The following is a 25,498-nucleotide window of genomic DNA, read 5'->3' on the forward strand; positions in this document are numbered from 1 at the left end:
GACCAATGTTAAAATGGCGGTTATTATAGTTTATTCTTCTCTGGCAGTGATACGAACCGGATAACGTTTTCGCCGCTTAAATACTTCTCAGCGGCTGATTTCAAGGACTTCCCTGTGATCTGCTTCAGTCTTTCTTCCACATCGGGTAATGGCTTCAGCTCCTCCTCTCTCTCTAACTTACCCGCGATGTATTGCAGCCAGAAATCATTGCTTTTAACCTGCAACTCAGCCTGTTTTCTAAATCCGGCTTTAAACTTCTGCAGCTCATCGCTTGTAGCGCCTTTTTTTTGCAGGTTGATGATATCCTGCTCTACTAATCCCACCAGGTGATCCACATGCTCCGGTGCACAACCAAAAGAAACATTAATGGCAAAACGCTGATCAGGCTCTTTCATCATGCTGCCCTGGGCAGATGGCGTATACACTTCCCCTGCTATCTCGCGCAGGCTGGTCAACAGTCTGTATTGAAGCACTTCCGTTAACGCCTGGATCTGCAGGTTGGCTTCCGTACTGTATTCACAGTCGCCGTTATATACCAGCAATACTGTAGCTTTATTGTCTTTACCTTTTTCCACTACCTTCACCAGTTTGCCTTTAGGCACTTGTGAATGCAGGGTGATCCCCTTTTCCTTCAGGTTCAAAGCAGGCAATGCTCCCAGATAACGTTCCAGCAGCGGCTGAATGCTGTCTTTGTTGAAGTTGCCTACGAAAACAAAATTAGCCTGAGAAGCATCTGCAAAACGGTCCTTATAAATAGACAAGGCTTTATTAAGATCGATGCTATCCAATCTTTCCAGCGTAAGAGGACTTGTACGGTAGCTATAACCACTTAGTACAGTGCTGACAGTGTCTCTGAATACGTTGCCAGGATCATCGTACCTGGTCCTGACAGCTTCTTTAGACCTGGCGATCGCATTGTCGAATAACACCTGGTCTTTACGCGGAGCTGTGTAGCACATGTAAATGATCTGCAAAGCAGTTTCCAGATCTTCTGACCTGCAACCACCATTTACCCCCTGGCTACGGCCGCCGATATATGCACCTACGTTCACTGATTTTCCATTCAGCATTTTTGATAATTGAACTGGAGAATAGTCGGCCAGTCCGCTACCGCCGATAATGCCGATAGTACTGGCAGCCGTAGGATACTCTTCGTTCGGGTATTTATTGATCCCACCCGGGGCAAAAGACATAAACTGGATCTGATCATTTGTATAGCTGGTAGGTTTAAGCCAGACTTTGATACCGTTGCTTAATGTCAGTTGCCGGATCCCCAGCGCGTCGACCGTAGCGCTGGAAACAACTTTACCGCCTTCCGGAATGGTCTTCAGTAAAACACCGGTTGTTATTGAATCGCTGTATGGCTGAATAGCGGCAGTGGTCATCTGATTAAACCAGGCATCTACAGTAACTGAATCCGGAAGGGAGCCTTTTTCTTTTTCGGGCGCTACCAGGAAGATGTCCCTGTTGGTGGTTGTAATAAACCAGTCCGCAACCTCTTTGATATCATCTAATGTGATCCCCGGCATTGTTGCTTTTACGAAATCATATTCCCAGTCGAGGCCCGGAGAGGCCGCGCCCTGGAGGAACAGCTGCTTGTATTCCTCAACATAACTGTTAGATGGCGTTTTGCTTTTCTCCTGCCGGGCAGATTCCATATTTGTTGCATAGCTCAGTTTAACCCTGTCGAGCTCCGCCTGGGTAAAACCATAACGTTTTACCTGTTCTATCAGCAGCCAGGTGCCGGCAAATGCTTCCTGCAATTTTCCCGGTTTCGCAGTAATTGAATAGGTAAACTGCTCAAGCCCACCGGAAAAGCCCCCAATACCCGCTTTTACGCCCAAAAACGGAGGATTTGTCTGTTGGCTTAACTCCCCTATCCTGTGGCTCAACATCTGGTTAAACAGGCCCTTTTTAATAGCATTTCTATAATCGGCCGTGGTGATCATTTTAGATCCCGGATGTTTGATCAGCAGTTCCAGTTCCGTTGCTGTAATTTCAGGATCAGTCAGGATCTTGAACTGGTTCTTACCTGTCAGCTCAATTTTATACTCCGGTCGGGGACGTTCATTAACAGGATTCTTCAGGTCGGAAAACTGTTTCCTGATCTGCTTTTCAACCGCATCAACATTAACATCACCAACTACGATCAGCGCCTGAAGGTTAGGCCTGTACCAATCTTTATAGAACCTGTGGATGGCGGCTACCGGGAAGTGCCTGAGGATACTGTCGGTACCGATTGGTTGCCTTACAGCATATCTTGAATTATTCAGCAGCAGCGGAAGGGTCTGTTCCTGGATCCTTGCTCCTACCCCCTCGCGTAACCGTTTCTCTTCGAGGATGACGCCTCTTTCCTTATCAACATCTTCTGCTTCCAGCAAAGCCTCGTGTGCCCAGTCACGCATGATGTTCAGTCCCTTGCCTACCATAGCGGGATTATCTGTCGGGATAGGCAGCTGGTATACTGTTTCATCGAAAGAGGTATAAGCGTTCAGATCTGCACCAAACCTTACGCCTGCTTTCTGCAAATAATCGATCAGGTCATTCTTTTTAAAATGGGTAGTACCGTTGAAGTTCATGTGCTCCATGAAGTGCGCCAGCCCAAGCTGATCTTCATCTTCCAGGATAGAGCCCACTTTATTTACCAGGTAGAATAAAGCCCGCTTTTCCGGCTCTTCATTTCTGCGGATATAATAGGTAAATCCGTTCGGCAGCTTTCCTGTGCGAACAGCTGTATCAAGCGGTATAGGCTGGTCCTGGTGCTGCGCAAATGCCGTCTTTCCGTTTATCAACAGCAGTACTAATCCTGCAGCAGCCCAATGGCGATAATGCATAAAATCTTCTTTTTGTTGTAACATCCTCTTTCGGAGGACTATAAGTTTTGAATTATAACATATCCAATATTCCTTCATTCTCGATAATGATCATACCCTGCCTGTCTGTTGTAATACCTTTCTGCAGCTGATATGTATACTGAGGAACGTTGTTATTCATGATGGTAGGAAGAAACTCAAACCCGATCTGCGTGCCGCCATTATTCAATGCATGTCCGACCTCAAATATGTGCGTGGAGATGATGAAGAAACAATCTGTAAAATCAGTGAAAGCTTCCGTTACAGCCAGCGTGGCATCATAAGCATCTTTAACGTTCGTACCTTTAAAAAGTTCATCGAAGATGACAAATAAGGATCTATCCGCAGCAACTTCTTCTGCCACCTTTTTCACTCTGAGCACTTCTGCATAGAAGTGGCTATATCCTTTATTCAGATCGTCAGGGACATTCACTGAAGAATAAATGCCATCCAGTATAGAGAACTGTACTTCTGTTGCTGCTACCGGGAATCCCATATGTGCAAGGTAAATAAGGATACCTGCAGACTTCATTAACGTTGACTTACCCGCCATGTTCGCACCGGTAAGGAACAATACATTCGTACCTGCGTTAAAGGATAATGAGTTGGCCACACCTTTATCAAGCCCCGGATGTCTTAGTCCTTTGGCTTCCAACATATTCCGCTCTTTGGGCAAGGCCTGCGCATAGGAGAACCCTTTAGCTTTGGCCACTCCTGCAACTGCTATATACAGATCTGTTTCATAGATGAGCTCCAGCAGCGTTTTTAACTGACTACGGAATATGCCTGTCAGTATATGATGTAACCGGACATTATCAAGCAGAGATCTGGAAGGCTTGTAAAAATCCTTAAACCGCACATCTCTAACGATGCAGCGTACGATCTCCGACCATTTATTCCAGGGCTGATCTTTATCCCGTCCTTCCCGCTCCAGTTGTTGCAAAAGCCTTTCGCAGGCTTTCAATATGGATAAGCTGCTGTCTATGCCTGTTAAGACCAGTTCGTAGGTATCATCTTTTACCAACACTGCTGCCGCCTTCTTCCGGCTCAGTTCCCAGAGTGCAAAGACATAACTTCCGTCGCCGCCTTCGTCCATGTAGGATTCCATGCGTTCCAGCTGCCTGCCATCAAAAGGGAAGTCGACAGGATGCTCATTGAAGTAACGGAAAGTAGCACTCCTCTTATTGATCGCTTCTACTTCCGATAACGGATGAAGGAACATAACATCAAGTAATTTCTCTGCACCTCTGGTCTTCACCTGGTTAAAAAGACTAAAAACAGAGCCAGGGTTAAACTTCCCTAACAAGGACAGATCGTCCAGCGTTTGTTTGTCTGCAATAAAGCTCATGCGTTATTCTTTACTGTTTTTTTTCTGGCCAATATATCCAGGATACCCTCATTTCTAATAATTACCATACCGTGCCTGTCGGCCGTAATGCCCGGTTGCAGCCTATGCGTGTATACAGGCTTACTACCTTCCATTAACGTTGGCAGAAACACAAAGTTGATATTTTCACATTGCGTCTTAAGCACTTCACCTGCTTCAATGATATGTGTAGAGACCATAAACATGCAGTTCTTTCTACGGGCAATGGCACTGGTAATGGCAATGGTAGCCTCATGCGCATCTTTTACATTTGTTCCACGGAACAACTCGTCGAAGATGACAAAAAGATATTTATCCCTGCTTAATTCCCTTGCAACATTTTTGATGCGCAATACTTCGGCATAGAAATGGCTGGCGCCCATGCTAAGATTGTCGGGCAGGTTGATCGTTGTAAAGATCCCGTCTCTCACCGAAAACGCCATTTTCGAAGCAGGTACGGGAAACCCCATCTGCCCCAGGTATATACAAATTCCCAGGGCCTTCATGAAGGTAGACTTACCTGCCATATTAGCACCTGTCAGGAAAATTACATTACTGGCAGGAGTAATAACAATTGAATTTGCTACAGGCGTCGTTAACGAAGGATGGTAAAAATCTTCGAGGATAACGGTCTGTTGTTCACGCGGCAAAGCAAGCGGGAAAGAGAAATTCTTTTCCGTAGTGATGCGGGCTACGGAGATATAAACGTCTGTTTGATAAAGCAGATAAAGTAGCCGTTTCATTACGTCCCGTTGCCGGAAGCGGAGTACTTTATCGTACTCCGCAACTTTGGCAAAGGGTAGTTTTAGTCTGGCAGATTCATGTAACAACGGCTGCAGTTCCTCCTCTTTCAGGAGTTGCTCTATAGCCGCAAGCTCTTTACCGTAAGAAATAGCCATTGCCTGTTGTTGTATACTTTCAGCAAACCGGATGGTAGTTTGTAATATATAGATCAGGCTTTCTACGCCTTTCTCGATAGCTTTGTAGGCATTATCCCCGGCTATGAACTGATTCAACTTCCTGCTCAGATTATCCTGCTGATCACTAAGCCGGCTGCGTTCATCAGTATTCTGTAAGTATTGCTCCGCCCCATCGAACCAGGTCGCATCGTAAGGAAAAGTCAGACCGTTGGCTCCGAAGGAACGAATGGCAGTACTGCGTGCATTGATTGCATCCACTTCCGACAAAGGGTTGCGGAACATCTCCTCCAGTAGTTCTGATCCTCCTCTTGTATGCGTGCGGTTGAAAATGGCATAGATACCATTGCTGCCGCCTTTACCGAAGATATTCAGATCATTCAGTGTTTGTTTATCCGTCATCAAGCTCATACCAGCGAATATTTATTTTCTTTTTCTTCTGATCAGCAATATGGTACTACCAATTAATAAGATTCCCGGGATGGCCCACATCAGCGCATACTTCGCCACTTTCACACGCACCTTAGTGAGAGAAGTATCATTATCAGAAGAACGCGGACGGCTTACATCCACCGGTACGGTACCATAAGATAACCAGTGGAACATGCCTGGTATAAACGAGAAGTTAGAAGCACCATAACGCCTTATTGGCGGGTTCATACCACCGTTACTAATACAGTCGGCATCTCCCATGATCATAATACGCTGTTCTTTATTTCCTACCTTTCTTGAAACGGCATAGGCAGTCACAAAACTGTCCACCTTTTCACCGGATGCAACATCTACTGAAGCAGAATCATTAACGAAGTCGATTGTCTGCAGCTCATTCCATGTTTTCATTGTATCTATAGTCTGCAACACGGGAACTGCTTTAAAACCTTTATCAGGGCTAAATTGCAGGCCAGCACTTTTCACCATACCGACATATCTGTGCTGCTCGCGCATTAGTCTGAATATTGGTGCAACATTCTCAGCAGCTTCTGTAGCTATTGCCATGACAACGTTTCCTGCTACATCAATTTTAGGCTGTACCAGCTGACCAGGAATAGTTTTAACACCAAACTGCCCGATAAAAGATTCCATTATAGGCGAACCCGGTTTGAGTGTGATGGCGAGGTTACCGCCATTCGCAATGTAGGCATCCAGTTTCTTCTTAGTAGCAGTATCCATTGCTTCCTTCATATCTGAAATAACAATGATGTCGATTCCTTTCGGGATCTCTTTATCGCCGCTAAGATCAAGTGGTTCTACATCACATCCCTGATTGGTCAGTGCATAACGGAAAGTTTTTACAGAAGAGAAGAGTGTATAGTCTTTCAGTCTATCGCCTTCAATACTTCTTTCTCCATGCCCTTGCAGGAAACCGATCTTTGGCAGTTTCATAACCATTCTCTTGAACATAGCTGAGACTTCTCCTTCATCAGGGAATTTCATCATGTCCTCATAAATCCTCAGCCAGGCCTTCTGTCCATTTCCCCTTTCAACCAAACGAACAAAGGTGTTGCCCTCATCTGTCAGGTTGATCTGTTTTTTGATCTGCTCTGGCGTCAGGAACATATCAATATCCAGATCGCGGATAGCCGCTTCTTTTTGAGCGATTTCGGCGAGCGTCTTATTTTTATACACATAATCCAGGCGCGGATTATTGCTAGGCTTATCGTAGTAATAAACGTACTTAAGCTTAGTTTCCGGTTTAAAGCGGATATATTGTTTTAAACGCTGTTTATCTTCATTCACCTGACTGGGAATACCATTGTAGTACTCTCTGTCAAGCAGGTTCACGTAGGTAGTGATTGTCAGATCACCATCCAGTTTAGCCATAATAGCCTGGCTATTGGGCGTAAGCGTATTGCGCTTCGTTTCTGTAGTATCGTAATATGCCATCAGTATAGGACGGGAGGTAGCATAACCCAGCATCATCGCCAGCACTACCACCACCGAGTACTTGCCCCATACCAGTGCATATGAAGCATGAGTTCTGTTAGCCTGTAATTTCTGAATACTCAGGGTTAAGAACATGGCAACGACTATAATAAAATACAGTACATCTTCACTGCAGATCAATCCACTTATCATTTCGTTACAACGACCTGAAATAGAAAGCCAGTAGGTGATATCACGAATAAAATCTATTTCCTGCCATACCTTATTCATGTAGCTGAGTGCAGCCAGCAGCACAAGTGTTCCCAATGCGGCAACCACCTGGTAAGAAGTGAGGCATGACATAAAAAGACCAATAGCGGCATATGCGCACATCAGGAGGTACAACGACAATAACCCCGAGCATACAGAAGGCAGGTCGAAGTGTGCAACACTGCACATCGCTATCACTACATATATCATCAGTATACCGACAAGCATGAGGCTGTAAAGCATCATAGCGGTGAATTTCCCATAAATGATCTGTGCAGAGGTTACAGGTGAAGAGTACAATAACTTGATAGAACCACTGCTAAGCTCACGGCTCATCAATCCCATGGTCAGCAGAGGCATATACAGATAGAGATATCCCTGAACAGTCTTAAACAGACCGATCTCGCCTGAAAATATGGAAGCTGTGATAAAGGAATTACCAAAACCTATCTCCTTTGCGCGAAGGATCTCCTGCAAATGCTCGACAAAAGCCATTCCTGTCTGGAAGGCAAAAACGACCAATATCATCCAGGCAATAGGCGAATAAAATAAGGTAAACAATTCTGCCTTGGCGATCTTAAAAATGCGTCTCATTTAATATCTTATTATCAGCTTTTATTTATTTGATTTCTTTGACAGTCTGGCAAACACTTCATCCAGCGAACTTTTCTCTATGATCAGTTCCATCAGTCCCCAGTCCTGGTTCACACTGGCAGCAGCAAAACGTTGCGCAGTTTTCTTTTCACCATCATAACCAAGACGGTAACGGTAAGGAGCCAGTTGCTCTACCGATCTGATACCTTCCACACTCATCAATGCATCACTTACAGGAGGTGTATCCAGTGTTACTACGAGTGTATTAGGCTCTATATAATTATCAAACATTTCCAGTGAACCTGAAAATACCATCTGTCCTTCTTCGATCATTTTAATTTCCCTACAGGTGGCCTGCACTTCTGTGAGAATGTGTGTAGAGAGCAATACAGCGCGGTCAAGTGCAATCTGTTTGATCAGGTTACGCACTTCAACTATCTGATTAGGGTCCAGGCCATTGGTCGGCTCATCCAGTACCACAAACTTCGGATTGTGCACGATAGCCTGCGCAATGCCCACACGCTGCTGATATCCACCGGAGAGATTACGAAGCAACCGTTCCCTGAAATGCGCTACACCACATCTTTCGAGTACATCTGTGACCGATTTCTTTATCTGGTCTTTTTCTACCATTCTCAACTCGGCGCAATAGGTTAAGTATTCTTCTACCGTAAAGTCGAGATACAATGGCAGCTTCTGCGGCATAAAACCAATATTACGCTTAGCAGCTACAGGATCATTCTTCAGGTTGATACCATTGATAAATACTTCTCCTTTAGACTGCTTTAACACCCCACAGATGATATTCATTGTGGTAGATTTACCAGCTCCGTTGGAACCCAGTAGTCCTACAACTCCCTGGCTGCTGATCTCAAAATTTATGTCTCTGACCGCCCACTGTGATGCGTACCGGTGAGACAAGTTTTCAACTTTTACGATGGTATTTTCCATTCATTACGGATTATCAAATAATAAAATAGCTGGCGTAAGCCTGTGCTTACACTATTAATGGCATAAATATGAATCTGGGGGAAGTACCGGTCTTCCGATTGCCCGGGGACTTTAACCCCAGGCAATTGGAAGGGATAAATATCAATATGTGGCGTTTGCAATAGCGCGTACGTCAATATTGAACTTGGATCTATAGTAGTTGACCAGTAAGTCAAATTTTTGTTTGATCATCGGATATGCGAGATATGACGCCATCTGAGCATCGGTACGGGTAAGGATAGCATTAAGGTAGGTCGTAATGTCATTACTCTTCGCCTGTGGCCAGGAATAAGTGCCATAGTACCACTCAGATGCAGACCCGTCGGCACCGTAAGAGGACGGTAAAAAACCTCTTTGCCTGAAGGCCTCGACGTTATCCGGATTAGCAGCATTTATCGGAGATGCAGGATAAGTTTCATAATCACTAACATCATAAAAAGAAGTTGGTATATCCATGATCTTGTTCTGGATATAGTAGTTCCAGATAACTCCTATCAATATATTTCTCTTTTCAACCTTCGCTGCGGACGTCATTGTGCGTAAGGACGCGTTCATCCCTGCGAAGGTGATAGATTTGCCTACTACTTTATAGTCGAAATACAGGTATTCCCTACCCGGCGGAAATCCCACACGATATTGCTTGATCGTATCGGCCATCATCACACGATAAGGAATACCCTGATCTTTCTTAAAGTCTTCCGGCAAAAATTTAAGCCAGATGTCATCCAGGAAATTCAGCATATCCATTGTATAGGCCGGGTTACCCAATACAGCTGTATCGATCTTAGAGAACCCTCCACCGGTAGACGGCACCCACAGGAAGTCCTTCTGTGTAAACTTGTACAAGAAGTAGGATCCGTATGTATTGAAAAGGGATTGGATCTTATCATTAGCATCAGCCGGAGCATCTCCCTGAGGCAGGACATAATCTACCGGCACATCAATAGGCGGACCGATAGCTGGTTCTTTTTTGCAGGAGAACAGCGCAAGGCAGCAAAGGCAGTTGATAAAAAATATATACTTCATAGATAATGAATTGCTTGTTAGTATTATTATTGTCCGACTCTGTCAGGCATCTGACCAGATACACTCTGTTTAAGTCCGGCGTTTCTCAGTATCACACTTGTAGGAAAAGGCAGTACATACATAGGATCTCCTTCCTTGAGTTTGTATTGCAGTACGCTTTCTCCCAGATCATGTTGATAACGATGTGAGATCTCAGGCATACCATAGCGGCGCAGATCGAACCAACGGAAGCATTCGTAGCAGAACTCTTTACGGCGCTCGTCTCTCACAGCCTGCAGTAAGGCGGCTTTATCGCTGATCACTTCATCAACATATCCTTCGATACGTTTACGTCTTAAATCGTTCAGGTCTTTCAGTGCAGTACCCAGATCATCCAATTGTACACTTGCCTCTGCCCTGTTAAGCAAAGCTTCTGAAGAGCGAAGCGTTTGTGCCAGATCGAGCCCGGTAGGAAGTTTTGAAGCAAGCGATACACCTGTATTCTGTAAAGAAAAACCAACGCTGAACCTTGCATCCTTCCTGTCGAATGTGGAAAGGAATTTTACAGCAGGTACATAAGTGCTTTGGTTAGGCTGTGTATTGCCGCCAAACAGCCACTCTACTTCGGGATTGTTGTAAGTGAGCCATGTGCCGGAATGTTCATCCAGCGAAGTCATGTCTACCAATTTGCCTCCCTGCTCAAAAACTTTATTAGCTTCAGCAACGCTCTCTTTCCATTTTTCCATATACAGGAATACCCGGGACAACAGAATGTGAATAGCAGGTTGATTGATATGATAGTCTTTACGCATGATCGGCAAAGGGTCCATCAGTGATGACGCTTCCTGTAAGTCATGTACCACCAATTCATATACATCAGCAACTGTAGCCTGTTCCAGCGGAGTAGCGACAATACCTGATGTAAGCTTTAATGGCACACAAAGCGACTGCGGGTTGTGGTTATAGGGCTCTCCGTATAAGTTGGCCAAACGGAAGTAATACATGGCACGTACAGCCAATGCTTCACCCTTTACCCTGTCTTTCTCCTGCTGCGTACCTATCGATTTGTCGATATTTTCCAGTACTGCATTACAACCCATAATCCTGGTATAGTACTGTGCATAGGCTGTAGCGGAAGGATCTTCAGCGATCAACTCGCCCACTCCATTCCTGTCGGCCAGTTTAGGCTGCCAGGTATACCATAAGTAATTGAGCTGCGCTTCATAAGTACCAACAACATTTGAAGGATCGTTGTCATACTCCAGGAAAAAGTCTACATCATCATCCATGAAATACAGGAAGTTCATAGGCTCTGAATTATCCATGTATCCGGACCCTATCAGTAATTCCCTGAAGTCGATAGCTGTTTTAGGGATCACTTCACTCTGCGATTTCTCTTCCAGAAATTTAGAACAACTGCTTAAGGTGAGCAGACCGGCAATACCGGTTATTAAGAATAACTTTAGTTTCATGCGCTTCAATGTTAGAGTGTCATGTTAAATGAAATCGACGCCATACGTCTTGCAGGCCAGCCTGCTGTTTCAGGATCATACCCTCTCCACTTCTCATCGAAGCTGATCAGGAAAGGATTGGTTAAGCTGAGTGAGGTGCTCAAACGCTTAATGTGTATTCTTTCAAGGATTGATTGTCCGAATTCATAGTTAAGGGATAGCTGACGACAACGAATAAAGTCCGCATTTGCCACCATATAATCGGATGAGTTATACATCGTAAATGGCGTCAGGGTAGTAGATCTGTTTAATTGTGGTAAAGTCAACTCATAGTAGCGTGGATTGCCCGGAGGAATAACCGGTACATCAGTATGTAATTCATCTCCGGGATGCTGCCAGCGGTCTTTCAGGATACGCGGAACATTCTGTTCAGGTGTTGGCGCGCCACTGGCATTATAAAATGCGGGTATACGCTTGCTGGCGCCAAATGCCACTGCAAACTGCGCATAGAATGATATGTTCCTGTATCTCACCATCGTGTTCGCGCCACCGGAAAAATCAGGGTCCAGCTTTCCGGATTTCACAAGGAAGTCAAGATCATTTGCTGTAAGCTTAATATCCATATTGTTAAACATAGGGATACCGTTATTGTGGTTAAGTCCTGCATATGAGTAAGAATAGAAAGTAGAGTATGCCTCACCGTTAACAATAGCCTGACCATTCAAATAATCCTCAAGCATATTCACCCGTTCATTCTCTTTCACCTTATTCTTTGCCACGCCCGTGTTTACAGACAACTGCCAGGTGAAGTCCTTCGTTTTAACAGGGACGATACTTACTATCAGATCATATCCACGGTTTTCCATTTGCGAGCCAAAAACTGTTGCTGCAGCCATACCGTTTTCAACAGGCACCTGGTGGGTAGCAAGTACATTACTGATCTTTCCGTAATAGTTGGCAGTGGCATTCAACCGGCCATTCCAAAAAGAGATATCCAGTCCAAAATTCCAGGTCCTTGTTTTTTCCCATCCCAGATCAGGGTATGGCAGGGACTTAATATTGAGCGTATATTGTTTGAACTGACTGTTCAGTCCTCCGTCTGTAGCAATGAGATACGGAGAAACCGCTTCTACCGCGTTCCCCTGGAAGCCATAGGTAGCGGAGAGGTCCAGCGCATTCAACCAACTGCTGGTACTGAGAAATTTCTCGTTGGCCACACGCCATCTTCCGCCTAAAGACCATGTAGGTTGAAAACGTTTGTTCTTATCCTGACCAAAACGGTTAGAGGCATCGAGGCGGGCGTTAAAGTTGAAGATATAACGGGAGTCATAAGCATATACAGCTGAGAAATATTCACTGAGGAAATTGCTTTCCTGGTTTACAATGCGCGAATTAAGACGCATCTCCTCGTGCAGACTAGCGGCACCGTTATTGGTGATCATTGCCGGCATTAAAGGTACCGGGGCAAAGCTTTCACCACGATAACGCAGATAACCGTAACGGGTGTTTAAACTACCTTCTGTAATGGAAGATCTTGCTTCCACCCCGCCTTGCAGGGTCATACTATGGCGTTGGCCAAACAAGCGGTTGTATATAAGGGCGTTCCTGACGGTATACCCTCTGACGGAAGCACCTTCCAGCTGGGTCAGTCCTCCGAAAGGCAGGCGGCTCGCCAGTTCTTCAGGGCTGTTGGACGATACACTGCCAAACTCATACCCTCTGTATTGAGTAGCAAAATAAGAGAGCTCTGTAGCAAAGGATTTCAGGCTGGAGGTGGCTGAAGTGTAAGCCAGGAGGCCCTGGTACTCCAGGCCTTTTGCCAACTCGTAACGCACGTCAATAGTTGACCCCAGCGTGGTGGTAGTGTTCTTATTGCCGGTATTGTTTAATTCATTCTGGATATTGTACAGGTATGAGAATTTACTGGGAATAGAAGTACTGGCGATGGTGCTTACTTTTTCGTGGAAGAAGAACGTTCCGTCATCATTATACATAGGGATTGTTCTGGCTGTTTTGTAAGCGTAATCAAAAGGCGCCACGCCATATCCAAAACCATCGGTTTCACGGATCGTACCATTCAACAGGAAGTTCACAGTCAGCTTTTTACCAAATTTCAGTGTCGTATTAGTAGAAGCGGAAAAAGTGGTCAGATCATTTCCTTTCGCTTCACCTTTCTGCTGTTGCATATTAAATGAAGTTCTGTTCATGATCTTTTCTGTTCCTCCTGAAATGCTGACGCTGTGGGACTGGTTAAATGAATTGCGAAAGAGCAGTTTAAACCAATCTGTATTCTGGTTTTCCATTTTCCTGTACCTGGCTAAATAAGTCGGGTAGTCAATTTCCTTATTCTGCAATTGCTGAATAAGCTCACCATAACCAATTGGGAGAACGGTATTGGTATAACTGTCACGATTGGCATATACCTCTTTGGAGAACTGCATCAGTTCTTGTGAGTTCATCAGATCATACATGCGATAATCCGGGCGCTGGCCAACAGAAAAACTGTTGGAATAAGAAACAGCCAACTGGCCGGGACGTCCTTTCTTGGTAGTGAGAACGATCACGCCATTTGCAGCCTGTGAACCATAAATGGCGGTGGCAGACGCATCTTTCAATACGGTAATGGTTTCTATATCATTAGGATTGAGCCAGGCGATAGCGTTAGAGGCAATCAGCCTGAGCTCGGAAACATCACCAGCAAGAGAACCGTTACCATTAGGGATAGGAAGCGGGTCACGCTGGATGATCCCATCAACAACCCACAGCGGTTCCTGGTTGCCCAGGATAGTAGATGTACCACGGATGCGGATCTTAGGACTGGAACCTACCTGTCCTGTCTGTGTCATTACAGACATACCCGGAACGACACCCTGCAACATCTGGTCGATCGTCGTTTCACCGGCAATTTTGATATCATCGGCCTTTACTGAATATACCGCTCCAACATAGTTGCCCTTGTTAACGTTCATATACCCCGTGATCACCACGTTGCTCATTTCATAGTCCTTTCTGTTCAGGGTAATATTCAACACCAGGTTATTACCTTCTGTAACCAGCAGGGAGCCTGCCTGGGCCTTATTGACCGTATAGGCGGAATAGCCGTTGGCCGATTTCCGTACTGCTATTTCGAGCGATTCAAATCCCAGCATGGAAATCTGGATAACTGCATCTTCGGGCAGGTGGTTGAAATAGAAAGTACCGTTGTTGTTGGTAATAGTACCGTTAACGGTATTTTTAATTCTTACTGACACGCCAGACAGCAGCTCACCGGTAGTGGCATGTATCACACCTGTGATAGTGGTAGGGGCCGGTAGTACATCCATTTTGCGTGACAGTACAATGGTTTTGTTCTTAATAAGATAAGTAACTGGCAGATCTTTCAGCATTTCGTCCAGAAATGCCGTTAAGGGCATATCCCTGGCAGAAAGTGAGGCTGTTGCGGTTTCGCTGATAGTATTAGTATTACTAAAAACAACATATCCGGTTTGCTGCTTTATTGCAGAAAAAATTTGTTTGTAAGGTATAGTTTCCCCCGATATAGAGACTGTTTGCGCGTGGCCGGTGGCAGCGGCCTGCAGGATGAAGGTGACTAGTAGTACAGCGGTAAGTTTCATGGCCAGAAAGATTTTGGTTAGGTTGGCCCTTATGACCCGGCAATCGGGTGGCCAATAGCGATTTTTTTGCATAAATTGCAAGAGATTTGGTTGTTAATAATTGTGAATTGCAAAAGACACTTTGAACTAACCAGGTCGTATAAAACGTCACGGCCGCAATCCGTGACGTTTTTCGTTGATTGGTTAGTTTTTGACAATAAGAATCCTGACCGGAGTAATCCAGTCTTTAGTACGCATCCGGCATAGCCTTGATAATTTTATTTATTAAGTACGATCAGCTTACGTCCTTCCACTCTAAAGTCGACCTGGAATCTTTTTAAAATATCCAGTAAATCCGTTAAGGCAATTTGTCTGGTCATTTCCCCGATAAACTTATCTGAATCAGGAATACCGTTTTCATAAACTACTTCTATATCATACCATCGTTCTAATTCCCGCATTACCTCTTCAAGGTTTGCGCCGTCGAAGTTGAACAAGCCATTTTTCCAGGCTAATACTTTCTCCGGATCCTGGTTGTCTGTTACAGTGATCAGCTTATCTATTACTTTCGCTTGTTGATTGTGTTGCAGTGTTACAGCTTTCTTGAGATCTGTTGATGGCACTCCGACCCTTATACTACCGTTGATAAGTGTGGCGCGGATGGAGCGTTCGTTCTCGTAAGCATTCACATTAAAAGAAGTACCTAAGACTTCTATGTCAATCTTATCTTTGACTACTACTATAAATGGTTGATTTGCATTTTTTACTACATCAAAATATACTTCTCCGGTAACTTCCACCCTTCTTTCATTACCTGCAAAGCTGGTAGGGAACCTGATAGAACTGGCGGCATTCAGCCATACGTTCGAGCCATCAGGCAGTGTTACCTGGAATTGCCTGCCTGCCGGTGTGGTCATCTTATTATACTGAACATCCATGTTTCGCGCGGCCGTCGGGTCGTATACTAACTGCCCTTCAGACAATACGATAGAAGCGCCGCTCTGACTGGCTACTATACCGTTGCGCAAACTATCCAGTACGACTTCCCTGCCATCGGCCAGTGTTAGAATAGCACCTTGTCTGCCGGGCTCGATATTAACCTGTACTGAAGCTATTCCACTATGATCATTACGCAGATGGGATGTCCAATAATACGACCCTCCCATCAACAGCACAGCTATAGCTGCTGCCCAGCCCCATTTTCTCAGGTAAACGGGGCGCATACGAACAGGTACTGCATTAAATTCAGGAATACGCTGGCCGATCTTATGGCTTATTCTATCTGAATCATAGGCATAAAATTGTTGCACCTGGGAGATCAGCCGTTGAGGATCAGTCATCTCTGTAAAGAGATCACGATGGTGCTCTTCAGCATTGATCCAGGTTGTCAACTCGGCCTCTTCAGCTTCATTGAGGCTGTTATCAAGGTATTTGACAATTAATACGGCGATATAATGATCCTTCTCTGTCATGCTATACTACCAAAACAACTAACCCTACATTATATACCGGTCTCTTTTAATATTTTTTTTACCGGTGGAGCATATTTAGGGCTAAAACGAGCATAGGCAAGGATAATAACTTATTTTTAAGGACGGCGGTGCGTAATAATCCCACTCCTTTGGCCTTTTGATTCAGTACTGTCTGATAGGCCATATTTAATTCAGCGGCAATTTCGGGAGCGCTTTTCCCTTCTATAATGGCAAGGTGTACAACTTGCCTGCACTGTGGCGGGAGCTTTTCTATTTCCCCTGAAATGAACTGCAGGACCTCTGTTTTGATATAAGCATTTTCTACATCTATAGAATAACGGTCGGCCCCCCTTTCTATTGAATGATGGATATCATCGTGCCGTTTCTGTGCTTTAATGTAATTGAGGGCCGCATTTTTAGCTGCAGTAAATAAGAAAGACTTCAGTTGACCTAACGAAGGAAAATCCTCTTTTCGTTGAAAAGCGTTGATAAAACATTCTGAAACAATATCCTCTGCTGCCATAGTATTACTTATCAGCTGTTCTGTAAAAAAACAGAGCGATCGCTGGAATAGCGTATATACCTGGTGCAAAGCCTTTCTATCTCCCCGTTGAAAGGCGGAAATCAGCTCAAATTCGTCATATGCTGTTCTGGTTGACAATTCGTTAATTAACTCCAATTGGAATCACAAACTATGTCCAAAAAATTAAAGCTGCAAGTGTAGGGCTTAAATATTTTGGATATAATTAAACGGTGTCTAATATAATATGCCTGTTCGCTTATAAAATTCAGCTTCCTGATTTTTGAAATTACTTCCCTTTCAGCCGTTTACAACGGTACCGATCACCTGACCTACTATCTCTCAGATTATTAAGCTATTTAGCCTAAGTCCCCTGCTTTAGTTACACCTTGACTTTAGCTCTTAACACAACCAAATCGAGATGATCCTTGTAATAATAGGTAAACCAAACCATTCTCGTTATGAAAAATAAACATGTATTTGCCATGACCGCTCTCGCGCTCGCTGGTTTTACCTCTTTCTCATCCTGTAGTAGTGACGACGATGACGGGCCGATACTCGTGTTTGAGATCCCACTCAATGCTAAACTGGAGAACCCGGCACCTGCAGGCAGATCGGAAACGGGTTTACTAACCATGCAACTTTATGCAGACAATACCCTTGATTACAGTTTCAGAGTAGATAACCTTACCACCGGCGACGCACTTACTATGGCTCATTTCCATACAGGCGATCCGGTAACCAACGGGCCAATTATTCTTCCCTTCCCATCCTGGACCGGTAACGCCAGCAGCGGCACGTTCAGTTTACGGCAGTCTTTAGCGGATAGCCTGAAGAACCGGAGTAATGACATCTATTTCAACGTTCACTCCACTCAGCACCCTTCAGGCCTGGTACGCGGTACGGTAAACAGTGACCTGCTGCTGGCAGAAACCATAAATATGTCCGGCGCAAACGAAGTGCCTCCGGTAGTGACCACCGCCACCGGCGTCGCTTTGCTTCGCCTTACAGTGGACGGGAAACTATATTCTAAGGTAACCGTAACGGACCTTCCTCCTGCAGATGCGCTCACCATGGCACACATCCACGCCGGTGCTACCGGCGCTAATGGGGATGTGCTCGTCCCCCTCTGTGCCACAGCAGCTGACTTCGGAGTGTCCAAAATGACTCAGCTAAATGAGGCTACCGCCAATGCGCTGCGTACTCAGGCATTATATGTGAACGCGCACTCCAACAACTGGCCTGACGGCGTGATACGCGGACAGATACGTTAACCGGAACTGATCGGATATATGGTAATACAAACACGATGCTGCTTGCCGTTTACGGTAATGGCAAGCTGTCGTTTTGTACTGGTATACTAATAGACTTAAGTGAATTATTGTAAATCCTTTTCATCTGATCTTTCATATTTTCAGCACTCAATCCCCAATATTCAGGGAGATTGACTAAAGAGTCTCTTCGTTTTTTGTTTAATGTAGGATTGAAAATCACACCATCTGTACTGCTATTATCAATCCAGTATTTAATCTTAGGCACATTTTCAACATAAAATGCTGACATTGGTTGAGGTGGTGTATTCAATATCTGGTCAAAATAGAACTGACAGCTGTCTTTCTCTTTTAAGGCGGCATAACTGTAGCTGATCCAAAAGAGTATTTGTGGATGCCTTCTGACACTCAAAGCTTGCAGCAATTGAGTGTTAGCCTCCTTATACTTTTTCTGTTTGATCAGCTCTAATCCGTTCTTGTAAAACTTCTGAATATCATTAGTAGAAGAGGAAAAAGAAAGTAATCCTAGCAGGACGACGATCATAAATGAACTTTTCCTGAACATGGGTTAGAATTTAAAGTTTAAAGTATCGTTGGGAACTGTCAGATCGGGCGCTTCGTTATGAACGGGTTGTCTTATGAACATTACATCTTTGCGAACAAATAAGCCATAAGCAATTAAGAACACACCAAGAATAAGAAACAACAGACCTGGTGAAGAACTCACTATTCCTCCTTTTAATCCTTTCAAGTCAGATGTGAACTTATATTCGCCCTTTATGCCCTCATACATCATCCTCCAGCTATGCCTTACGATTTGAAAACCGATGATAAGGCAAACTAACTTCAATATAAACAGCATCCAGAGGTTAGTCAGAATCAGGTTATTGTAATCAATTTTGGTATTCATTCAAGCGCAATTAAAAAGGGATTAGTTAACCAGATGATGCCCGAAGCACGCCTTATTCCATACTTTTCCGTCTCAGAGCATGCTTCAGAATCTTTTTAAAGACAAAGTTGGGCAAACTAAAATTTAATAACCATACCAACTAGTTTGTATTTTTAAGTCTCTGGCGGCTTCCCGCAACTAAATCATACAAACAAAAGCCCGGCCTCTAAAGAAGCCGGACTTTTGTCACACCCAATAATTCCAGGGGCAATGGATGAAGACCGGTTATTCAATCGCGAAACTCACCAACAGGGAGAGATATTGATCCTCAACTGGTTTAAAGTAAAAATTCTCTTCCACTGTAGCTTCCTGGGGGGTAAGGTCTGTGACCATCAACACAGGGCCTAGTTTTTTATTGATCGTTTTTGCAATAATGGCAGCTTTATCTCTGCTATTGAGAAACGCGGTCTCGAAGTGTTTTTCATTTTTTACGACAGGTTTGAACTTTACCCGTGTGTTTGTGATGTTAACAACGTTGCCGTTCGCCAGTCTGGCAGCCTTCAACAGTTCATCGCGAGAAGAGGTTGTGAAAGTATATAAACTTCCTTCCCTGAAAAGCTGTAAGGCCTGGTAGCTCATTCTATCTTCTTTAAACTGACTTTCGTTCAGACCAGCATCCTTTGCCTTTTTGAAAAAGTTGTTTTTAAGGTCTTCGAAAGATTTCCTGCTTTCTGCTTCTCCATACTCCACCGCTATGGTAAAATCTATCAGGTAAACTTCTACTTCACGGTTTATTTTGGCGATGCCACTAACCTGGATAGAGTGCATTTGCTGTTCCTGGGCATAGCTCCTTAATACGGACACCAATATGATGGCCGCCAATATCATTTTTTTCATCGTTGAAAGTTGAGTTGTGAAAGAATAATGCTAGGCAATCGTAAAGAGGAAGGACGCAACGATCATCCATGCGCCCACGATGATGCCCAGTATACCCAGTCTACCCTGCTGGGGTGCAACTTGTGCACGAATACGTACTGCCTTTTCCTTTGCCTTTTCGTTGCCGGAAAGGAAGAATTTGTTGATGAGCGGGAACCCCAGTAAAAAACCCAGGCATGCTTCCACCAGGCTACCTGCAGTCAGCGTGATCCACCAGATAGGTGCGGAGGCAAGCCAACCTACATTTAAAACGGCGGTTACAATACCCCATATACCCCAGAAACAGAAAATAATCCCGATCCAACCCTGGTAGGGCTCCACCTTTTCCAACAGCTCCTTTGCATTGGGTTTTCTGGATAAAATCAGAGAGGGAACGGCGATGATGCTCAACAAGATTAATGTTATTCCGTAGATCATAATGTTGCATTTTTAGTTAAGAGATTGTTTGATACGGTATTGTTCCGTTTTGTTATGCAACAAAGGTACTCTGCTACGGAGGGGGCGGCAACATCGTATTCAGTGAAATTCAATACCCTGTTTTCAGGGGGTTAACTGAGGAGGCCTAGTTTGACGGCGTACCTGGTAAGGCCGGCAAGATTACGCACTTTCAGTTTTAGAATGAGGGTTTTACGATAACTTTCAATAGTATGTTTACTCAGGAAGAGTTTGTCAGCGATCTCCTGGGTGGTGTATTCTTCCGCGATCAGCTTAAGTACATCCTTCTCGCGGGAGGTGAGCATTTCAAGGGTTTCTTTTTCTTTGTTGAAAACGCTCTTAAGGTACTCCTGTTTCACAGCCTCTGAAAAATATTTCCCACCTTTGAGGATCATTTTGACAGCTGCCAGTAATTCGTCTGAATCTGCATTTTTAGATAAAAAACCATCGACATTATTTTGGATAAGCGTATCTATCATATTACTGTCGGTGTGCATGCTTACCACCAGCGTGCTGATCTCGGGTCTCTTTTCCTTGATGTAATTATTCAGCGTGATGCCATCCATATCCGGCATGCTGATATCAGTAATAACAAGATCGACCTGCTCACCCTGATGCTGGTCGAGATAGTTCATCACCAATTGGCCATTATGCGCGTAGTAAAGCACATGAAGGTCTTTTTCCTGTACTATCAACCTGATAAGGCCTTCAAGGAATAATTTATGATCGTCTACAAGGATAATATTATGCTTCATAGCATTCCGCATTTAAGGGTATTTCAATGTCAATTACTGTGCCTTTCATCGGAAAGGAATCAATGGAGACTACGCCATCGAATAATTTCAGCCGCTCGTAAATATTCTGAAATCCTATACCGTATTTCACTGTTTCCGGGGAAAATCCCCGGCCATCATCTTCAAACAACAACTTCAGCATACCATCCAGTTGGGTGAGCTGTATTTCTACTTTTGAAGCGTGGCTGTGCTTCAGAGCATTGGTGATCAGTTCCTGAATGATTTTATAGACCTCCACTTTCAGGGAGGTCCGGATCCGGTCAATTTCTTCGTCGGGAAAAGCATGGAAAGTGATAATAGCGTTACCTGGCACGTTGAATTGTCTGATGTAGCCGGCAATAAGTTCGGCAAAGCCGGTGTGACTGAATTTCTGCGGAACAAGATCATGAGAAAGGTCACGTACCTGGTGATAAGTGTCGTCCACCTGCCGTATAAGCGCCTCCAGCCTGTTCTCTCCGGTTTGGTTGGAGAGTTGGAGTTTGATGGCAGCAAGGTTGCCGCCAATGCTATCGTGCAGTTCACCCGCAATCCGTTTTCGCTCCTTTTCCTGACCGCTAACCGAGGCCTTTAGCAATTCGAGTTCCTTGTCTTTTAGCAGTGCTGCGATCTCCTGCCGGTTCATTTCTTCTAATGTAGTATTCAGTTTACTTTGCGCCTGCAGTTTCTGATAATACATATATAGCAAACCTATGATAGGAAGCAGGATAATAAGAAACCCTATCAGCAAACTATATTTAACCGTTTTCTGATAGTTTAGTTCGTTTTCCTTGTTCAATATTTCTTTTTCCTTCCGGGCGGTTTGATATTTTATTTCGAGTTCATTGATCTCCTTTTTATTCTGCATATTCAGTAACTCCCGGGAAATACCCACGTACTGGGTCATGAGTGCATAGGCGTTTTTATAGTCCCCCATTTCCGCGTGTACGTTACGCAGGCTGTTCAATACTTTCAGCTGCGCTTTCAGGTCATTCCATTGAAGGGCGTTAGAGTAAACAAGGGACAACAACATCTTTGCATCATCATACTCCTTCCGGGCAATCAGCAGGTCGCCCATCCTTTGTCCTGCATCACTGTACAGATCGTAAAACTGTTGTTGTTGCGCATTATTCTTCACATCATTGTAAATAGCATACGCTTCATCCGCCTGCTGATTGAATTCGGCGATGATGCCAAGCGTTAGTTTTGCCTGCAGTTCTTTTTTCTGATGATGTTGCTGTTGAAAATACGCCAGTGCTTTCTCCGTATACTGTTTCGCCTGCGGCAGGTCTTTCCGTTCCAGAAAAATAATACCCAGCCGCTCATACACCAAATGTTTCAATTGTTCGTCCGGGCCTGTATTCAGCAGGTCATTGTATGCAGTTACAGCCTTGTCGTGTTCATTACGGGCAGCATATACGTTGGCGATGCCTAGTTTATTGTTATTGACGGCGGTTCTGTTGTTAATGGATTCCGCAATCTTTACCCCCTGAAGATAAAACCGTAGCGCTTCATCATACAGGCCTTCCTCACTGTAAGCATTGGCCAGCGTGAGATAAAGTGAGACCTGGTAAAAAAGTTTATCTGCAGATGGAAGACTACTTTGATTAAGACTATTAATGAGCTCCTGTGCATAATGGATCACGGAGTCTGTAGTGCCATGGGTGGCATGAAAAGATAACAGCGGCTGTACTGCCTGCATCTTTGCTTTGACGTCGGTGGCAAGATGAATTTTCTGAATAAGGGAGTCGGGCGTTTTTACGGGAACTTCTCCGTAACCTGTGAAACTGGTCGCACTTTGAGCCTGGCAGCAGCAGGATACGATCAGCATGCCAACAAAAAAAAGCAGTGTTAACGCGCTGCTTCGTATAGCTTGGGGAGATATGGTAACTTCCGTGATCAAGAATTCTTCTTTTGTTTAGAGCATGGAAGATAATAAATAAATATTGGGTGAGTGTATAGCGGCACGCTTGTCTAACGCTTATTGATCCCTCCATTGGTTGCTGTGCTGGCATTTTTTACAAACAAAAAGCCCGGCTTCTATTCGAAGCCGGGCTTTTGTGATCCCGCTGGGACTCGAACCCAGGACCCATACATTAAAAGTGTATTGCTCTACCAACTGAGCTACGGAATCATTCCCTTTTTTGTGATTGGGATTGCAAAGGTATAAAATATTTTATTCCCTCCAACTTTTTAGCAACTTTTTTTCAAACAATTTCACAAAAGCCGCTACAGACAAAATAAACCATCATATCTCATTTACCCCTATTTTTGCATTTGAAAAAAAATCATAATGCAAGATAAGGTCGTAGTCATCACCGGAGGAACATCCGGAATAGGAAAAGCGCTGGCAATAGCTTCCCTCCACGCAGGAGCAAAGGTAGCCGTTTGCGGCAGAAAGTCCGAAACCCTGCAGGCATTGGAAAAGGAAGTGGCGAGTGACAACCTATATACATATACCGCGGATGTAAGTAAGGAAGATGACTGTAAATACTTTATTGAACAGGTAATTTCCCGGCTGGGAAAGATCGATATACTCATCAACAACGCCGGGATCTCTATGCGGGCGTTGTTCCGTGACGTAGACCTTAGTGTACTCAGGCAGCTGATGGATATCAACTTCTGGGGTACTGTTTATTGTACTAAATATGCATTACCATCTATATTGGCGAACAAAGGGACGGTTGTAGGTGTATCTTCTATAGCAGGTTACAGGGGGTTACCTGCCCGTACCGGATACTCCTCGTCAAAATTCGCTATGCAGGGCTTCCTGGAATCATTACGTACCGAGAATCTGCATACAGGCATCAACGTAATGTGGGTATGCCCTGGCTTCACTTCTTCTAATATACGTAACACCGCATTAAATGAAGAAGGACGCAGCCAGTCAGAAACTCCACTGGATGAAGGAAAATTAATGAGTGCAGAAGCAGTAGCCGATGCGGTCCTGAAAGCGATCAACAAACGGAAACGAACACTGGTACTTACTGGTCAGGGCAAACTGACTGTATTACTCAGCAAACTGTTTCCTGGCCTGCTGGACGGAATAGTATATAATCACTTTAAAAAAGAACCGGGTTCACCGCTTAAATAATTAACTTTAAGCCGTTCGGCGCCAGTAGCTGATTACAAGGCAATTAGCACGAACGGCTTAACTTTAATCTTTTACTTTTTATTCTATTTTTTTTTGCTTATAAGCGCCCCAAACCCCCGACCCCGGCCCTTTTATAGTTATTCACATCTGAACAAGTAATTGGCTGTTTAGTCACAGCTACATGCAGATTTTATATTTCTTTGCATTACAAAACAACGCCAATGCCCCAATGGCATTCTTTTTGGGTAATTGGTATTCATTCATAACATGTCCATAATAACATTAACATCAGACATAGGGTTACAGGACTACCTGGTAGGCGCCATCAAAGGGCAGCTGTGGCAACACTGTCCCGGTGCTCCTGTTATGGACATTACACACCAGATATCTCCGTTTAACCTGCCACAGGCTACTTACATATGTAAGAGCTCCTTTGCTTATTATCCGCCACGTACATTCCATATTGTACTGATTAATCTGTTCGACCGTAAAGCAGATCACGTACTGCTGGCCGAACACAACGGACAATATATAGCCTGTGCTGATAATGGACTGATTACAATGATTGCTGGTGGTACTCCTGCCAAAGTCATTAAACTGCCTTTACATAAAGGACAGGCAAGGGATACATTCTCTATCCTTCAACGCTTCGCAGAAGCTTACAGAGAATTACAGAATGGTAAATCATTAGCTGAACTAGGTGAACCAGCCACCGGATACATCATCAAGAACAATCTGCAACCGATGACCGGTCAGGATTATATCGATGGTCAGATCATTCATATCGATAACTTTGAGAACGTAGTAGTAAATATCACCCGCCAGCAATTTGACGAACACCGCCAGAACAGGCCGTTCTCCATCTACTTCCGCCGTGACGAGGTGATTACACAACTTTGTGAAACCTACGCCGATGTACCGGAAGGGCATAAACTGGCACTGTTCAACGCCGCCGGCTATCTCGAAATAGCTATCAACAAGGGAAATGCTGCCGGTCTCTTTGGTTTACAAGGCTTTACCCGCGATCAGCTGACTTCAGGCTTCCAGAAATTGTCATTCTACCAAACCGTACGTATCATCTTCGGCTAAAATCAGCCGAAGCCCCCCTCCCATTGCCTTATCACCCTTATCCACTGTTAATCAATTACTATCCTCATCCTCCTTTTTCCCGGCCCATCTGGAAAAAAAATTACTTATTAAAGAAAAAGTT

The 25,498-nt window shown here is 44.4% G+C and carries 19 protein-coding genes and 1 tRNA gene; 3 read left to right on the forward strand and 17 right to left on the reverse strand.

The features are described from left to right. Window positions 1–23: 23 nt before the first annotated feature. From C7475_RS04435 to C7475_RS04480, 10 genes are all read right to left on the reverse strand, one after another. Window positions 24–2,834 carry a pitrilysin family protein gene (locus C7475_RS04435; RefSeq protein WP_158286420.1) on the reverse strand — a complete coding sequence of 937 codons (2,811 nt, stop codon included), beginning with the start codon at window positions 2,832–2,834 and terminating at the stop codon, window positions 24–26. Between the two features lie 52 nt (window positions 2,835–2,886). Continuing rightward, on the reverse strand, window positions 2,887–4,200 hold the full coding sequence (locus tag C7475_RS04440; protein ID WP_110051513.1) for a DNA mismatch repair protein: 1,314 nt from the start codon (window positions 4,198–4,200) through the stop codon (window positions 2,887–2,889). Then, the gene (locus tag C7475_RS04445) at window positions 4,197–5,546 is read right to left on the reverse strand and encodes a DNA mismatch repair protein (protein ID WP_110051515.1); all 1,350 of its coding nucleotides are present in this window, start codon (window positions 5,544–5,546) and stop codon (window positions 4,197–4,199) included. Before C7475_RS04445 ends, C7475_RS04440 begins: the two co-directional genes overlap by 4 nt. Before the next feature lie 12 nt (window positions 5,547–5,558). Then, on the reverse strand, window positions 5,559–7,862 hold the full coding sequence (locus C7475_RS04450) for a Gldg family protein (protein WP_110051518.1): 2,304 nt from the start codon (window positions 7,860–7,862) through the stop codon (window positions 5,559–5,561). A 21-nt stretch (window positions 7,863–7,883) separates the two neighbouring features. Next, window positions 7,884–8,813: an ABC transporter ATP-binding protein gene (locus C7475_RS04455; protein WP_110051520.1), complete on the reverse strand. Its 930-nt coding sequence runs from the start codon at window positions 8,811–8,813 to the stop codon at window positions 7,884–7,886. 141 nt (window positions 8,814–8,954) lie between these two features. Continuing rightward, window positions 8,955–9,878: a hypothetical protein gene (locus C7475_RS04460; RefSeq protein ID WP_110051522.1), complete on the reverse strand. Its 924-nt coding sequence runs from the start codon at window positions 9,876–9,878 to the stop codon at window positions 8,955–8,957. 26 nt (window positions 9,879–9,904) lie between these two features. After that, window positions 9,905–11,329 carry a RagB/SusD family nutrient uptake outer membrane protein gene (locus C7475_RS04465; protein WP_110051525.1) on the reverse strand — a complete coding sequence of 475 codons (1,425 nt, stop codon included), beginning with the start codon at window positions 11,327–11,329 and terminating at the stop codon, window positions 9,905–9,907. Between the two features lie 11 nt (window positions 11,330–11,340). Continuing rightward, a complete protein-coding gene (locus C7475_RS04470) occupies window positions 11,341–14,922 on the reverse strand; it encodes a SusC/RagA family TonB-linked outer membrane protein (RefSeq protein WP_110051528.1) in 3,582 nt (1,193 codons plus the stop codon). A gap of 257 nt (window positions 14,923–15,179) precedes the next feature. After that, window positions 15,180–16,373, reverse strand: a complete 1,194-nt coding sequence (locus C7475_RS04475; RefSeq protein ID WP_110051531.1) for a FecR family protein — start codon at window positions 16,371–16,373, stop codon at window positions 15,180–15,182. Between the two features lie 58 nt (window positions 16,374–16,431). Beyond that, window positions 16,432–17,052: a sigma-70 family RNA polymerase sigma factor gene (locus tag C7475_RS04480; RefSeq protein ID WP_110051533.1), complete on the reverse strand. Its 621-nt coding sequence runs from the start codon at window positions 17,050–17,052 to the stop codon at window positions 16,432–16,434. 302 nt (window positions 17,053–17,354) lie between these two features. Here C7475_RS04480 and C7475_RS04485 point away from each other — a divergent pair, with 302 nt between their 5' ends. Then, window positions 17,355–18,167 (forward strand): CHRD domain-containing protein, encoded by an 813-nt coding sequence (locus C7475_RS04485; RefSeq protein WP_110051536.1) that lies wholly within the window; start codon window positions 17,355–17,357, stop codon window positions 18,165–18,167. 49 nt (window positions 18,168–18,216) lie between these two features. On the opposite strand, the gene C7475_RS04490 is transcribed toward C7475_RS04485, so the two are convergent. The 7 genes from C7475_RS04490 to C7475_RS04520 all read right to left on the reverse strand — a co-directional run bounded on the left by C7475_RS04490 (window position 18,217) and on the right by C7475_RS04520 (window position 23,328). Continuing rightward, complete coding sequence (locus tag C7475_RS04490; protein ID WP_146217464.1) at window positions 18,217–18,708, reverse strand: hypothetical protein; 492 nt, start codon at window positions 18,706–18,708, stop codon at window positions 18,217–18,219. Between the two features lie 24 nt (window positions 18,709–18,732). Continuing rightward, window positions 18,733–19,074 carry a hypothetical protein gene (locus C7475_RS04495; protein ID WP_110051541.1) on the reverse strand — a complete coding sequence of 114 codons (342 nt, stop codon included), beginning with the start codon at window positions 19,072–19,074 and terminating at the stop codon, window positions 18,733–18,735. A gap of 264 nt (window positions 19,075–19,338) precedes the next feature. Continuing rightward, window positions 19,339–19,950, reverse strand: a complete 612-nt coding sequence (locus C7475_RS04500; protein WP_110051544.1) for a hypothetical protein — start codon at window positions 19,948–19,950, stop codon at window positions 19,339–19,341. A gap of 30 nt (window positions 19,951–19,980) precedes the next feature. Continuing rightward, window positions 19,981–20,406 carry a hypothetical protein gene (locus C7475_RS04505; protein WP_110051546.1) on the reverse strand — a complete coding sequence of 142 codons (426 nt, stop codon included), beginning with the start codon at window positions 20,404–20,406 and terminating at the stop codon, window positions 19,981–19,983. A 131-nt stretch (window positions 20,407–20,537) separates the two neighbouring features. Further along, a complete protein-coding gene (locus tag C7475_RS04510; protein ID WP_110052811.1) occupies window positions 20,538–21,179 on the reverse strand; it encodes a response regulator transcription factor in 642 nt (213 codons plus the stop codon). Continuing rightward, window positions 21,169–23,025, reverse strand: a complete 1,857-nt coding sequence (locus tag C7475_RS04515) for an ATP-binding protein (RefSeq protein WP_110051548.1) — start codon at window positions 23,023–23,025, stop codon at window positions 21,169–21,171. The genes C7475_RS04510 and C7475_RS04515 overlap by 11 nt, the downstream gene beginning before the upstream one ends. 230 nt (window positions 23,026–23,255) lie before the next feature. After that, window positions 23,256–23,328: transfer RNA gene (locus C7475_RS04520), tRNA-Lys, on the reverse strand. Window positions 23,329–23,487: 159 nt separating this feature from the next. On the opposite strand from C7475_RS04520, the gene C7475_RS04525 reads away from it, so the two are divergent. After that, window positions 23,488–24,288 (forward strand): SDR family oxidoreductase, encoded by an 801-nt coding sequence (locus tag C7475_RS04525; protein WP_199236169.1) that lies wholly within the window; start codon window positions 23,488–23,490, stop codon window positions 24,286–24,288. A 267-nt stretch (window positions 24,289–24,555) separates the two neighbouring features. After that, a complete protein-coding gene (locus C7475_RS04530; protein ID WP_110052812.1) occupies window positions 24,556–25,377 on the forward strand; it encodes an S-adenosyl-l-methionine hydroxide adenosyltransferase family protein in 822 nt (273 codons plus the stop codon). The last annotated feature ends 121 nt before the right edge of the window (window positions 25,378–25,498 follow it).

The organism is Chitinophaga sp. S165 (assembly GCF_003182155.1).
Taxonomy (GTDB): domain Bacteria; phylum Bacteroidota; class Bacteroidia; order Chitinophagales; family Chitinophagaceae; genus Chitinophaga.